The following is a 14,598-nucleotide window of genomic DNA, read 5'->3' on the forward strand; positions in this document are numbered from 1 at the left end:
ACGCGCATTGCTAGACTGGTGGGTATGACTTCCTCCCGATCCCATTTGGACCCCGCATCGACCAGTACGCTGCCTGACGCGGACGAGGCCGCCTTGATCGATGCCATCCAGGCCGGCGACGAATCGGCGTGGCGGAGTTTGATCGACCAGTACGAAGGTCGATTGCTCGCCTTCGTCTTTCGCCGCTTGCACGATCGCAATGTGAGCGAAGATATCGTTCAGGAAACCTTGATCGGCTTTCTCGTTTCGCTGCCCAACTACGACCGCCGCCGTCGATTGGAAAACTACTTGTTTTCGATCTGCGGCTACAAGCTCACCGACCATCTGCGAAAAATGGGACGGCGACCGACCCTACCGCTCTACGGTCGCGGCGGTACCGACGACGGCACGTTGGGCGAGTTGCCCATTGCCGGTCGCGGACGGGTAGCCAGTTCGATTGCGCGTAGTGCCGAGCGAATGGAACTCGAGCAACATGTCGTGGCTGCCGCGATCGCTGACCAGATCGCTCACTGGCGGGAGAGCGGTAACTACGCCAAACTGCAAGCGATCGAAATGTTGTTTGTCGCTGGACGCAGTAATCTCGACGTCGCAAAACGGTTGGACCTGACGCAGCAACAGGTGGCGAACCTCAAAAGCGATTTTCTTACTCGTATCAAAGCGATCATCGCCCGCCAAGATCTCGATGCGGGCGTCTTTCCAGAACTGAATGAGTCATGTTGATTGTCCTCTCGCCCGCAAAAACGCTTGATTTTGATTCCGAGCCGCCCGTTTCCCATGCGACCAATCCGGAACTCATTGCCGACAGCCAAGAGTTGATCGGATTGCTGAAGCAGCAGACGCCGGGAGACCTGCGAAATTTGATGGGCATCAGCGAGTCGCTGGCTGAACTCAATCACGCGAGATTCCAGGACTGGTGCGTGCCCCACCCGCAACCAGGCGCCAAACAGGCGATCTTTGCCTTCCAAGGTGACGTGTACCAAGGGTTGCAGGCTGATACCTTCACGGACAAACAACTCGAACGGGCTCAGGTTCAACTGCGAATGCTGTCAGGGCTCTACGGTGTGCTGCGACCATTTGATCGGATCCTGCCGTATCGGTTGGAGATGGGGACCGCGCTACCAAATTCGCGCGGCAAAGATTTGTATGCATTCTGGGGTGACCGCATCACCACGCGGATCGCTGAATCGATGCGGGCTGACAATTCCCGCTTCCTACTGAATTTGGCTTCGAACGAGTATTTTCGTTCGATCAAAGCGTCCGCTCTTCCCGCTCCCGTGGTGGCACCAGCGTTCAAGGAGTTCAAGAACGGCAGCTACAAAATCATCAGCTTTTTTGCCAAAAAGGCACGCGGCACGATGGCGGCGTGGGTGATCCGCCAGCGGGCGAGGACGCTCGCCAAGCTGACGCAATTTGCTGAGGATGGTTATCGTTATGATGCGGAATCTTCCACCGACCGCGTTCCGGTATTTTTACGCGGCCCCCGTTGATCTTTGGCGTTGATCAACGATAGTCGTAAGGGAATAAGGGGCAATTCCCTTTTCCCAGAAGCTCTGTTTCCCCACTGCCCCAGCTATTCGTGTAGACGACTTGATGACCGAAAAGACCCAGACTCCGGCAACCGACGATCTTCGGATTGGAGCGATGAAGCCACTGATGCCGCCGCGGGAACTGATGAGCGAAATCCCGAGCTCGCCGAAAGTCGCCGAAACCGTGACTGCGGCGCGTGATGGAATCCGGCGTATCCTCTGCCAAGAAGACGACCGCTTGGTTGTCGTCGTGGGGCCGTGTTCGATCCACGATCCTGAAGCAGCGATCGAGTACGCGAACCTGCTGGCCGCAGCGCAAGAAGAACATGCTAGCGAGTTGCTGATCGTGATGCGGGTCTATTTTGAAAAACCGCGGACGACCGTCGGGTGGAAAGGTCTGATCAATGACCCTGGACTCGATGACAGCTTCGAAATTAATCGTGGTTTACGTACTGCCCGCGGCCTACTGCGAGACATCAATGCCCTCGGCTTGCCCACCGGCACGGAGTTCTTGGACCTGATCAGCCCGCAATACATCGCTGACTTGGTCGGCTGGGGAGCTATCGGGGCGCGGACCACCGAGAGTCAAGGTCACCGTGAGCTGGCGTCCGGGTTATCGTGCCCGGTAGGGTTCAAGAATGGTACGAGCGGCAATGTGCAGATCGCTGTCGATGCGATCTGTTCCGCCCAACGCCCCCACCATTTCCTCTCTGTGACGAAAGAGGGCACCTCGGCCATTTTCGCAACGACCGGCAACAGCGATTGTCACGTCATCATGCGCGGCGGCACGCACACTAACTATGACGCCGCGAGTATCGATGCAGCATCAGATCTGCTTACCAAAGCCAATCTACCGGCCCGCATCATGATCGACACCAGTCACGCCAACAGTCGCAAGAAGCACACGCGGCAGCGCTACGTCTGTCGCGATATCTGCAGCCAGGTCAGTGACGGTGATTTGCGGATCATGGGCGTCATGATCGAGAGCAACCTCGTCGAAGGCAATCAGAGTCTCGGCAAGGGCGAACTCGTTCGCGGTCAGAGCATCACCGATGCGTGCATCAATTGGGAAGAAACGAAGCTGATCCTGAAAGATCTCAGCGACGCGGTGATCGCGCGGCGCTGAGGGAACATAGGCGCTGAGGGAACATAGCAGAGGCCCCTTGTCCCGAGCGGGCAAACCGCTCGTGGATGAAACCGTAGTCCCTGCAAACAAATTCAATCAATCGGGAATGTTCAGCACGATCGGATCGTTTTCGTTGAACACCGAACTTCCAGCCTTGCCATCGAGACGATACTCGATGGTCAGCTGCTTGGGTTTCCCTGGTGCAGGATCGCCACCGAAGTTGGAGTTGTAGTTCGGATTGGCAAGCCGAATGATGGGTAGTTTGCCAACCTGCTTTTGCAACCGTTCGGTGACATCGACCTGCTCGCCCGCGGCACCATACATTGCCCGGACAATCTCCACGTTCACTTCTTCGATATCGAGTTCAGCGAGCAGTTTGGCAACTTGATCCGAGGGCTTGAGATCGCGGGCGATCGCCATGCCCACCGCTTGTGCTTCGTTTTTGAGCGATTCACTCTCGCCGATTTGCACGACGAGTTGCAGCATCTTGGGACTCGGGTATCGCCCGGCTGCATCTAAAATCAAACGTTTTTCATCATCGCGGTCGCTGAACGACATGGCCGTCTCGGCCATCTCATTGCGCTGAGCGGGCGGCATCGGAAATTGGCGAAGCAACCGCAGATAACCACGGGCTGCGCGAATCCGATAGGGGTGATCATGTCGCGCAGCAACCTTCTCCAAGACGTTCGCAGCATCGACCGTCATCCAACCACCGAGTAAACGCGTCGCCGCATTCTGGAGTGCGGCCGAACTGCTGAGGGCAGACTTCTCGATCGCCTGCAACGCATCCGGGCCACCCATGGCGGCAAAGATTTCGAGTATTTCGAGCTGAGCTGCTAGGTCGGCATTCGTCATCTCGGCTTCGAGCTGGTCGACGCAGGCAGCTTTATCCGTCATCCGCACGCTCGCAGCGCGAACCGCTTTGAGTGCGGTAGCATGAACACCATTGTCTCGGCCACTGTCATTCGAGAACGCAACCTTGCTCAAGATCGGCAACTCGTCGAGAGTTGCGACATCACCGAGTGCCGCTAAGGCTGCCGATTGAATGGACACATCATTCTGCTTGGTTGCGGCCACAAGGAGCTCGATAGCGTTAATGCGGCGTGCTCCAATGACCTCAATCCATGTTTTCAACGCATCGCCCGTCGCCTTCTGAGCCCGCTCCACGATGACCGAATTCATGTCTTCATCGCCCACGTTTTGCAACGCCGTACGCCCCGCCGCAGCCACAACATCATTGTCATCCGTGGCGGCGGCGATCAAGGCATCTAAACACGATGGATCACCAATCCGCTGGACAACACCGAGAGCTGCCGTTTTTACATCGATGTCGGTGTCGGTCGGTGCGGGCTGTGCGATAATCTTTAGCATGGCCGGCAGCATGGTAGCTTCGCCCCGATCACCCAATGCGATCAAGAACAGAGCGGCTTGCGATGGCGGCACATCAGACCGGGCAGCAAGCAAACCGTCGGCGACCCCCTCACCACTGAGTTCGCGAGTTGCCGTCAGCGCGATGTAGCGAATCCGTTGATTGTCCGATCCCAAACTCTTGACGAGCAGTTCAATGCCGTCCTTGCCCCGTGCCAGGATGGCGCCGCGAGTGGCCTCGACAATACGCGGATTTGGAACGTCTTTCTCAAGCACGAAATCATAGAGCTCGGCGGCCTCAGCGGCTGGTAGCAATTCGGCACAGCGAATCAATCCTTCGGCGGCAGCCGATCGCACGTTCATTCTCGGCGCACCCGTGGCTACCTTCAATGCCGCGATAGCATCCGAGCCGCCAATTTTACCTAGGGACATCGCAGCAGCTCGGGCGATCGTCTCGTTGTCACTGCCGAGATGTTGGGTGAGCAAGTCGATCGCTGCCGAGGATTTTTTGACACCAAGCGAGTTGATCACACCTACCAGTGGCAAGCCTTCGAGTTTCGGTGCTGCCTCGATCAACGCCGCTTCGGCGGCATCGTCTTCAATCGCTTCGAGCGTGATCCGCGCCCAGGAAGTGAGTTCGGGGTCGGAAAGCAGGGCGGCCACTGCAGGCACACAGTCTGCTGAGCCATACACCGCCAACTGTTTGCAGGTAATGGCTTTATCAGCCGGCGGTGCATCAGCGGACGTCAGCGTCGCGATCATCACCTCTTCGGTGGGAACATCCTCACCCCGACCGACGGCGGGGAAACAAGTTAATAGGAAACCGAGTATTAACAGAATGGATTGTTTAACAAACATGGCTGTGATCAATGATGGTTGAGATGTGTGGATAGGCAGTGAAGTCAATGGAAACGGCGGAGATTTCAAATTTGCCACGGCTCCCGGAAAGCTTCACTGCGCAATCGATTGGCTTCTGGATCGTCGATGAACTCGTAGGTGTCCGGGTCAAGATTGACGTCGCGTCCCAAGAATGCGGCCACGTTAGCGGCATGGCAGGTGATGTGCGCATAACAGGCGGCTTCCGCGTTGGCTCGCGGCTTGCTGCGAGTTTTGACACAGTCCAGGAAATCGCGGACATGGAACGTCGCGGGATAACCACCGATCTCCGCGACTTCACGTCCGGCGAGCAGTTCGGGCGAACTGAGCACGAACTTGCCGCTGTCCCCGGTCTCGATCCAGCCGTCATCACCTTCAAAACGAACCGGGCACGACCCCAGCGGTAGCCAACCATCATCGCGAATCACCAGCTGCACACCGCTGGGATACTCGGCCAGAATCCGCTTGTCCTTGGGAGCGTGGTAATGAATAGCAGCGGTCGCGTCGGCGCCGGCCGCCCATTGGCACAGATCAACACAATGCGAGCCCCATTCCAGCACGCCGCCACCGGTCAGCCCGCCGCCTTTCTCAAAATTAAACCCGTCTAACCACGCTTTATTGTATGGCCGATAAGCTGCTGGGCCGAGGTACATGTCCCAATCGACTTCCTCGATCGGCGGCAAGTCTTGAGCCGGCAGCCAACCACTCATCTTCGTTTTCATACCAGCGGGTTGAGCGTGCACTTTCCGCAGCGTGCCTAACCGCCCGGTGCGCGCGAGCATGCATGCGAATTCGAAATGCGGCAAATTTCGTCGCTGGGTACCAGCTTGGAATACGACACCGCTGCGCCGCATCGTGTCGGCCAACTGAAGACTCTGAGCAATGTTCTTTGTACAGGGTTTTTCGCAGTAGATATCTTTGCCCGCTCGCGCCGCCGCGCAGGCAGCCGTGGCATGCCAGTTCGGGCCTGTCGCGATCAAGACCGAATCAATATCGTCGCGACCGAGCAGCTCTTGAAAATCTCGATACGTGTCGCAATCAGTGTTATTGTGATGGGCGTTGACGCGATCCTTGACGGCCACCCGCTGGGTCTCTTTGATGTCGGCGACCGCGACAAACTGTACGTCGGACTGTTCTAAAAAGCACCCCAGATCGTACGTGCCGCGCCGACCAATTCCGATGCCGCCGACGGTGATACGATCACTCGGCGAAACCGCGCCACCCAACCCGAGGGTGGAAGCACGGACGAACCGCGGAATGGCGAGCGAACTCGCCGCCGCGACACCCGCGGTCAACGATTGGCCTAGAAAACTCCGCCGCGACGGGTCGCCAGTAGTTTGCGTCTTTTGTGACGAACGCATGTACAGATTCCTATTTTGAATTGATGGTCGATGAAGGGAACACGTTAGTTTACCTCAGCCCAATTGCCCGCTGTTGTCATCGACAGGAATTATGCTTGACGAAGAAGGGGCTTTCCAGCCTGTTGGATTCGGAGCATTGGGGCGGAAGCCCGTGCGATGTTGGTTCGAAACAAGTAAGATAATGCGAACCGACGCCCCCCTCCATTTGCCATCCCAGAGTATCCCCATGAGTCGAATTACAAGCTGCCTCGTCGTATTGACCATTGGATGGACCATCGCCCTGGCGCCCGGGGATGCTCGAGCCGAGATCAACTTGCCTGCTGGCGAAGTTAGCACCTCGCTGTTTGACGGTGTTAGCTTCGCCGGCTGGCAGGGCCTGACGGATAAGTATTGGTCGATTGAAGATGGGATGATTGTCGCCAAAAATGATCAGCCCAATCCGGCGAGCACCTACCTGCTCACCAAGAAGTCCTACCGCAATTTCCGGTTGTTGTTAGACGTGCGACAAACGACCGGAAATAAGTATTCGACCATGCATTCAGCGGTGTGCTGCCTCGGTGAAATTATAGAAGATGCCGGCCAGGCGTTTGGATTCCGGGGGCCGCTGTTGATGTTCTGCCAGGACTGGGGGATGTGGGACGCCCACGGCCGTAATCGAGTATTTCCCTCTGGGCATGGGGGTCCCTATCACCCCGATTTAGAGAACGTAGGTGAGTGGAATCAGATCGAAATTCTGGTGCTAGGAAATCGCATTCGCGTAGCCGCCAACGGTCAGTTCGTGATGGACTTTATCGACACAGCTGAGCGTTTGAAATCGTCGCCGATCGGACTTCAGCTGCATGGCAATCGGCAGCCTCAAGAATACCATTTTCGCAACCTGTTACTGGTCGAAGCCCCCACCGACGCAATGGCTACGATCCCCGACGCCGATCTACCCACGACCGCGCCATCGAACGTCGGAATGTCGTCGGACAAACTAAGTGAGATCGACGGATTGATGCAGCAGTCCATTGTTGAGCATGCAATTGCAGGCGGGGTAGTGATGATCGCTCGCGATGGCAAAGTTGTGTTGCAGCGAGCATACGGCAAACGCGACATCGCAGACGACCAACCGATGCAAGACGATACGATCTTCCGCATCTATTCAATGAGCAAAGCGATCACCACCGCTGCCGCGATGATGTTGGTCGAAGAAGGACGCCTCGGTATCGAAGATCCAGTGGCCAAGTACCTTCCGGAACTCGCGCACGTCCAGGTCATTGACGGTGATAGCACCCGACCGGCAAAGCAAACGATGACCATTGCTGATTTGATGCGTCACACCTCGGGATACAGTTACGGCGATGCGGGCGTTGCCGCCTACGATGATGCTTTCCGCAATCTCGGTTTGCTCGATCGAGATGTATCGAGCAAACAGTTCCAATCCCGTCTCGCCGATCTGCCACTGTTGTTCGAACCAGGTACGGATTGGCATTACGGTATATCGACGGATGTATTGGGGCGGGTCGTCGAAGTCGCCTCGGGACTATCGCTCGACGAATTCTTTCAAACCAGGATTTTTGCTCCGCTGAAAATGGTAGACACCGGTTTCTGGGTTCCGCCAAACAAAGTCGACCGCTTCGCCGCCAACTACAGCAGAGACAAGAGCGGGAACCTGACAATCCTTGATGCCCCGCAGACAAGCCGCTATTTAGCCAAGCCCGCATTTTGTTCCGGTGGCGGTGGGCTGGTTTCCACAGCCAGTGACTACATGCGATTTCTGCTGATGATCGATGGTGGCGGACAACTCGGCGACGTGCGTTTACTCCGAGAGGAGACCGTCGCATTGATGACCAGCAACCAATTGCCACAAGACGTAGGTTGGATCAAGTTTGGCAAAGAAGTGCGCACCGGCGTCGGATTTGGATTCGGTTTCTGTGTTCGTGAGCAGATGAGCGATTGGGACCCAGATGGCCGAGTTGGTGAGTATGGTTGGGGCGGCGCCGCCAGCACCCACTACTGGATATCCCCCCAGGATCGCATCGTCGTCGTGACACTGGAGCAGATCATGCCCTACCAATGGCTAACGGAGTTCAAGTTAAAAGACACGATCTACGATGCGATCGACGTCCCTGCAAATGCAAAATAGTACGCGACTCTGAAGAGTTGCGAGCGACGCATGGTCATGAACAATCACTCGTCATCAGGAAGCGCCAACGGGTCATTCGGTTGGCTCCCGCCCTCCGGTGCAGGCGCTGGCAACTCAAACACGTTGGCACTTTCCTCCGCTGAGTCGTCTTCGACCTGATCGCTCTGAGACGCTCTCTGTCCCGCAGCGGCGTCCACATTGCCTGAGGTTTGTGGAGACGCAGAGTCAGTGGAAGCACCACCACCGAAGAAATTGCCCAGAGCGGCACCGACACCATTGAGGAGATTGCTCTGAGGACTCTCTGCACCGCCTTGGTCAGATGCCTCGGCGGGAGTGACGGTCTGGTCGCGAGCTGCTTTCGCTAGGCTATTGGCTCCCTGAACCGGTCGGCCCTCGCGGTCACCCATCTCCACGACCAGTTCTCGCATCGTATCCCCGCGAACAACGCCCAGCGTGAGCGAGTCTCCCGGTTGGGTGAGCGCGAGTTCGCGGATCAGTCCGCCGGTATCTCGAACCAACCGCCCGGCGGCCGACACGATACGGTCATCGACATGGAGACCACCGACTTTACCGGCCGATCCATCCGACACCTCAACGACGATCACACCACGTTGAGGACTGGCGTCGCCAGCTTTGATACCCAGCGACGCACGAGGACGCGCCAGCGTGGGACCAGCGGGCAGATCCGGGTATTTCGGAACGTCCCGCTGCGCAGCCTGATCGTTTGGCGACTCGATGGGCGAAGTCCACACGGCGCCGTCCTCAGCGGGCTCGCCCTCGACCGGCGGCTTCGCGGCAGAACGTAGTGCAGAGTCCATTCGTGCGGGATCGGCCGTGGCGACAGCATCGCTCTGCATGCCGGCCGCGTCGGCGGCTGGCCACGCAGGTAATCGGACTTGATAGAGCTGCCCGGCTCGGACGATCTGCATTGTCGCTCGTCCGCCGGGTGGGATCTGACGCCGAGCAGCGATCATCGATGCCATCGAATCCGTGCGTTGACCATCCATGGCAACGATCACATCACCACGACGTATCCCGACCTCTGGAAGGCGGGAGTCAGGACGGAATCCTTGTATCTCCAAACCACGTTCGCGGCCAATCGCAACGGGCACAATCTCAATTCCCAAAGTAGGCTCCGCCGCAGCGTCGCCGCCCCCCAAACGCTGGGAAAGGGCTTGTTGCGATGCCTGATTTTGATCCGTCGTTGGCGTCGCCAAGACGCGGGGCCGCTGCAACGATGCTGTCGGAGCAGAATTCGGCGTGCCAGCGGGCAGCCGGTAATTTGACGATTGTCGACCGTCGACTCCTCCCGGCGGAGCGACACTTGCAGGCGGACGATACCCGAGCGGTCGCGCGGGCGTTCCCGGAGGAGGGGGAGGAAACCCCATCCGCGACTCGATGCGTGCTCGAATGCGGTTCATCAACCCCTGAGCGGATGCAGGCTGGCTCAACGCGCCCTGCCACACCATCGCCAGCATGACACCGGTCAACAGGATATTGAGCAAGCGTGTTTTCAGTTGCGAAGGGGACTTAGTCATGAAAGGTACTCGAGAGGATTGGGTTGAGATCCCATGTTATTAACTTCTGTGATCAGTAGGATGGAGGACGTCGAACGCACGAAAGATTGATTCCATCTTCCCTCCACGACGTCGCTGAACCCCATCGTTACCTCGGCGTCGGTAAGTAGATTCGCCTCTATGACCCGCGAGTCAAATCCGTCGCTACCCTCTAATTTAGCCGCCGCAGCAGGGGAAAGCCACGCTGAGCAAGTTAACTCGTTATCCGTACGGGATGTGACGCTGGCAGAACTCGCGACCCTGCTCCCGCATGCCTTCAGTCGACTATCGCCGACCCGAGCAAGTCTGATCACGGACCAAATCCAGGATATTTTGCGGTCGGAACACAAGGAGCGATTGGTATGTCTCGCCGCTGGGGCTGGGCAACCGGATTTGAATGAAAGCGTGATGGCAATCGCGTTTCTGGCCCCTGAGAGCGACACCGCCACGATACTCCATGTGGATTGGGTCCAGCCCAGCTTTCCGCTTCGCCGCACTCCTGCGACAGTTAGGGGGGACACACGTTTGTCCGCACCATGTGTGTCAAAATCCCATGCGATCGCAATCTGGCAGCAACTAGCACTGAATTTCTGGCGAGCTGATGTTCGATTCATCCAATGGGCAACTGATGCAGTAGCACCGCAACCGACGGCCCCCCAGTCAGCAGATTCAGCGACCACCGAGGCAACTTCTGGCATGCAATCTCCTGAGGTCCTATCTTCTGAGATCCAATCGAGGCCTGATGTCGGAAGCTGGCCCCGCGCCATGGGCTTTACTCGGCTGGGAACCCTTCAGTACCTGTCATTGAATGCCGATGCGACGGGGTCATGGCCCCATCGAGGGCCCCATCGAGGGCGGCAGGGTACCAATGAAAACTCAGGCGCTCGGGAACAGCGAAACGTCATTGCGATCCCGCTCGACGCGACCGATGCTACTCAGATGACCGCCTTTGAAGACCTGGTCGAGCGAACCTACGTGGATTCACTAGACTGCCCACCACTGGTCCAGTTCCGTACCGCGCAAGACATCGTCCGAAACTACCGCTCCGTTGAAACCTACTCGCCCGATCTGTGGTACACCGTTGCAGAAGTATGCCAGGCGGGCGACGAACCAAGCACAATCGGCTGCGTCATTTTAGCTCGCCATCCTGCCCCCTCCGCAAGCCAACCTGCGCAGATAAATCCAGCATGTGTGATCGAGTTGGTCTACATGGGCATTATTCCCGAGTACCGCGGACGCGATTATGGGCAGGCGATAATCCGCATGATCACCAAGGTCTGTCAGCAGCACGGCACCGAGCGATTGATTTTGGCGGTGGATCAAGCCAATCCACCCGCATTGGCCATTTATCGCCGGTCCGGAATGCTCCCCCTATTCCGTGAAACGGTATGGGGGCGATCTGCTGTATGATGACGTTTCAGCGACGCCCCGTTCCTTCCGTTTGCCTGAATTCCACAAAAAGTTTCGCATGATCCATCTTGAAGGCTTTGGCAAAGACTACGGCGAGTTCACGGCCGTCGACAAAATTGACTTAAATATTGAGGCAGGGGAGACGTTTGGGTTCATCGGTCCCAATGGAGCGGGCAAGAGCACAACCATTCGCTTTCTCGCAACGCTGCTCAAAGCGACCCGTGGCAGCGGTGAAGTTGCGGGATTCGATGTGATGGGCGACCCCATGGGTGTGCGACGCTCGATCGGATACATGCCCGACAACTTTGGCGTGTACGACGGCATGAAGGTGTGGGAGTTTCTTGATTTTTTCGCTGTCGCCTACGGCATCAATCGTGCGGCCCGAGGGCCGATCATCGACAACGTTTTGGAGCTGCTCGACCTCGGGCACAAACGCAATGACTATGTCAACGGGCTTTCCCGGGGCATGAAGCAGCGGCTGTGTTTGGCGAAGACTTTAGTCCACGATCCACCGGTACTGATCCTAGATGAACCCGCCAGTGGGCTTGATCCGCGAGCTCGAGTGGAGGTCAAGGCGTTGCTGAAGGAACTCCGAAAAATGGGCAAGACGATTTTGATCAGCAGCCATATTCTGACGGAGCTAGCCGACTGTTGCACCTCCATTGGAATCATCGAGCGCGGTCAGTTGCTAATGCACGGACCGATCGAGCAGGTGTACCGAAAGATTCGCCGCAACCGCATGGTCGAGATCGCCTTTACCGAGAATAGCGAAGCGGGCATTTCGATTCTGCGAAGTAGCCCCGCGCTACGGGATCTCGAGATTCGCCCGGACCGCGTCATCGCCGAACTCGAGACCGACGACGCAGGACTTGCCCAGCTACTGGACTATCTGATCACTCAGGGTGTGAAAATTAGATCGTTCAATGACCGCGACCCAACGCTCGAGGACGTCTTCATGACCGTGACTGAGGGCCTCGTCAGCTGAACTGGCATGACGGGCGGTTTTTAATCATCCGCGGGAGCGATACCTAGCCGTTAATTTTGTGAGGCGAGACGTAGTAGTGGCCAAGCTTAAAGGCAGGCTGCTCACCGTTCCATCAGCAAAATCACTTCGATCGACCGCACTGAGACGAGTGAACAGCCAATGCAATCTAGCTGAGCGAATTCCTCGGACCTGCTTAGTGGTCGGCAGGCCTGCAAAGTTCTAGACTAGTGGGACATCGCGTCTTCCGATTCCCTCTTCCTGAGAGCAGCACCATCATGGCATCCGACCCCGCACTTTCCGAATCGCCGCAAGTCCAAACCGCGTTGACTGCCGTCGAGATGGCTTGCCAGGATGGGAAAATCACAGCCGGTGCGGTAGAGAACATCCGCTGCTGGTTGACCGAAAACCGCTATCGTGATTACCGAGAGAGCGTTCTGCGGCACATCTCCGACCAGCAGTGGCAGAAACTCGATGACGTCTTCTGGACGATTATTCCGTTCGGTACCGGTGGCCGCCGGGGGCGGATGTACGAGATTGGCTCCAACGCGATCAATGATCGTACGATTGGTGAGAGTGCTCAGGGCCTGGCCGATTACGTCGTCCAATATCATGGCGGAAAAAAATCACTGTCATGTGCCATCGCGTACGACACTCGACACCGCTCACGACACTTTACGGAATTGTGTGCTGAGATCATGGTGGCCGCGGGCATCAATGTGTATCTGCTTGATGACTACCGGGCGACACCACAACTTTCCTTTGCGGTTCGCCATCTCCAGTGCGACTGTGGGATCATGGTGACAGCCAGCCACAACCCGCCGAGCGATAATGCGGTGAAGGTATACTGGTCCAGCGGCGCTCAGGTGTTGCCGCCCCACGACAAAGCGATCATCGAAGGTGTGATGAATTGCCAGGAGATCAAGCGGGCAAATTTCGAGCAAGCGCTGGCTGACGGACAGGTTGAAATAGTTACCGACCGCATCGATGCCGCCTACATCGACGCTGCGTCGGAATGTCGCTTCCCCGGCCCGCGAGATGTGCGAATCCTGTATTCACCCTTGCATGGCGTCGGCGAGGCCGCCGTGGTTCCGCTGCTGCAGCGGGATGGATTTGAAGACGTCGTGGTTTACGAGCCTCATCGCCAGCCCAACGGCGACTTCCCCAACGTGCCCGGACACGTATCGAACCCGGAAAACAAAGCGGTCTTCGAGAAACCGATCGAGCAGGCCCGACAAGAGGGTTTCGATCTCATCATGGCAACGGATCCCGATTGCGATCGGCTGGGCGTGGCCGCGCCGCTGGGCACCGATTCCAAGGGTCCTTGGAGCACCTTCACCGGGAACCAAATCGCCGCCTTGCTCGCGAACTTCATACTCGATAAAGCGGCTGCGGCGGGAACGATCAACGACCAATCGTATGTCGTCAAGACGCTCGTCACGAGCGAATTGGTACGCCGGATTGCGACCGCCCATCAGGTCCGCTGCGTGGGCGATTTATTGGTCGGTTTCAAATACATTGCGGAAACCATGGACCACGAGGGACCGGAAAACTTTCTGTACGGTTGTGAAGAGTCCCACGGATACCTCGTTGGCTCCTATGCACGTGACAAAGACGGGGCGGTGGCCTGCATGTTAATGAGCGAGCTAGCCGCTGAACTCAAAGCCAAGGGGCAGTCCATGCACGATTACCTTGGCGAGCTATACCGGCAACACGGTCTGCACCGCGAAGATTTGATCAACGTATTCATGGAGGGCAGCGAGGGCATGGCCGCTATGAAATCGCTGATGAAGGCGTTTCGAGAGAATCCGCCCCGCAGTCTCGGCGGCATGACAGTCGCGTATGTCCGCGACTATGAATCTCAAACGCGAACAACACTAGGCGATTCTCCTGTCGTCGATTCGCTACAGGGCCCGGTCGGCAACTTGATTATCCTCGACATGATGGAGGAAGGCAACTACGTGGCGGTCCGTCCGAGCGGTACGGAACCCAAAGTCAAGTTCTACATATTCACGCGATTGGATGCGATCGAGTCTCAAGATCTGGAGGCCGCAGACACCCGGCTAATTGATCGGATCGCCGCCCTCGAAGAAGACGTGCGAGATTTCGCAAGGATCAGTGTCGTTTAGGGCCGCCTCCAGCAGATGGCGGGGGCTATGATCTTGCGGGGACTTTGATGTGGCGTGCTCAGACGCAGCAGCAGTCGGTTGGGCGCTGTCACCTCATGCCCTACCGAACTCGGCTCACCAAAACAAAATCTTGGCG

The 14,598-nt window shown here is 57.3% G+C and carries 10 protein-coding genes; 7 read left to right on the forward strand and 3 right to left on the reverse strand.

The annotated features are described in order from the left end of the window. Window positions 1–24 precede the first annotated feature (24 nt). The 3 genes from Poly21_RS19660 to Poly21_RS19670 all read left to right on the forward strand — a co-directional run bounded on the left by Poly21_RS19660 (window position 25) and on the right by Poly21_RS19670 (window position 2,652). The gene (locus tag Poly21_RS19660; RefSeq protein WP_146408527.1) at window positions 25–720 is read left to right on the forward strand and encodes an RNA polymerase sigma factor; all 696 of its coding nucleotides are present in this window, start codon (window positions 25–27) and stop codon (window positions 718–720) included. After that, on the forward strand, window positions 714–1,487 hold the full coding sequence (gene yaaA / locus Poly21_RS19665; RefSeq protein ID WP_146408528.1) for a peroxide stress protein YaaA: 774 nt from the start codon (window positions 714–716) through the stop codon (window positions 1,485–1,487). Before Poly21_RS19660 ends, yaaA begins: the two co-directional genes overlap by 7 nt. Before the next feature lie 103 nt (window positions 1,488–1,590). Further along, on the forward strand, window positions 1,591–2,652 hold the full coding sequence (locus Poly21_RS19670) for a 3-deoxy-7-phosphoheptulonate synthase (RefSeq protein WP_146408529.1): 1,062 nt from the start codon (window positions 1,591–1,593) through the stop codon (window positions 2,650–2,652). 96 nt (window positions 2,653–2,748) lie between these two features. On the opposite strand, the gene Poly21_RS19675 is transcribed toward Poly21_RS19670, so the two are convergent. Together Poly21_RS19675 and Poly21_RS19680 are read right to left on the reverse strand one after the other, a co-directional pair. Beyond that, window positions 2,749–4,878, reverse strand: coding sequence for a HEAT repeat domain-containing protein (locus Poly21_RS19675; protein WP_146408530.1), 2,130 nt, complete (start codon window positions 4,876–4,878; stop codon window positions 2,749–2,751). Window positions 4,879–4,943: 65 nt separating this feature from the next. Next, complete coding sequence (locus Poly21_RS19680) at window positions 4,944–6,257, reverse strand: Gfo/Idh/MocA family protein (RefSeq protein ID WP_146408531.1); 1,314 nt, start codon at window positions 6,255–6,257, stop codon at window positions 4,944–4,946. Window positions 6,258–6,483: 226 nt separating this feature from the next. Here Poly21_RS19680 and Poly21_RS19685 point away from each other — a divergent pair, with 226 nt between their 5' ends. Further along, window positions 6,484–8,385 carry a serine hydrolase gene (locus Poly21_RS19685; RefSeq protein WP_302119676.1) on the forward strand — a complete coding sequence of 634 codons (1,902 nt, stop codon included), beginning with the start codon at window positions 6,484–6,486 and terminating at the stop codon, window positions 8,383–8,385. Window positions 8,386–8,429: 44 nt separating this feature from the next. Here the strand turns inward: Poly21_RS19685 and Poly21_RS19690 are convergent, their stop codons facing one another. Then, window positions 8,430–9,923 (reverse strand): PDZ domain-containing protein, encoded by a 1,494-nt coding sequence (locus Poly21_RS19690; RefSeq protein ID WP_146408533.1) that lies wholly within the window; start codon window positions 9,921–9,923, stop codon window positions 8,430–8,432. A 159-nt stretch (window positions 9,924–10,082) separates the two neighbouring features. Between Poly21_RS19690 and Poly21_RS19695 the strand changes: the two genes are divergently transcribed. The 3 genes from Poly21_RS19695 to Poly21_RS19705 all read left to right on the forward strand — a co-directional run bounded on the left by Poly21_RS19695 (window position 10,083) and on the right by Poly21_RS19705 (window position 14,462). Then, window positions 10,083–11,351 (forward strand): GNAT family N-acetyltransferase, encoded by a 1,269-nt coding sequence (locus Poly21_RS19695; RefSeq protein ID WP_146408534.1) that lies wholly within the window; start codon window positions 10,083–10,085, stop codon window positions 11,349–11,351. 58 nt (window positions 11,352–11,409) lie between these two features. After that, complete coding sequence (locus tag Poly21_RS19700; protein WP_146408535.1) at window positions 11,410–12,336, forward strand: ABC transporter ATP-binding protein; 927 nt, start codon at window positions 11,410–11,412, stop codon at window positions 12,334–12,336. A gap of 275 nt (window positions 12,337–12,611) precedes the next feature. Further along, window positions 12,612–14,462, forward strand: a complete 1,851-nt coding sequence (locus Poly21_RS19705; RefSeq protein ID WP_146408536.1) for a phospho-sugar mutase — start codon at window positions 12,612–12,614, stop codon at window positions 14,460–14,462. The last annotated feature ends 136 nt before the right edge of the window (window positions 14,463–14,598 follow it).

The sequence above is a fragment of the Allorhodopirellula heiligendammensis genome, from assembly GCF_007860105.1.
Classification (GTDB): Bacteria; Planctomycetota; Planctomycetia; order Pirellulales; family Pirellulaceae; genus Rhodopirellula; species Rhodopirellula heiligendammensis.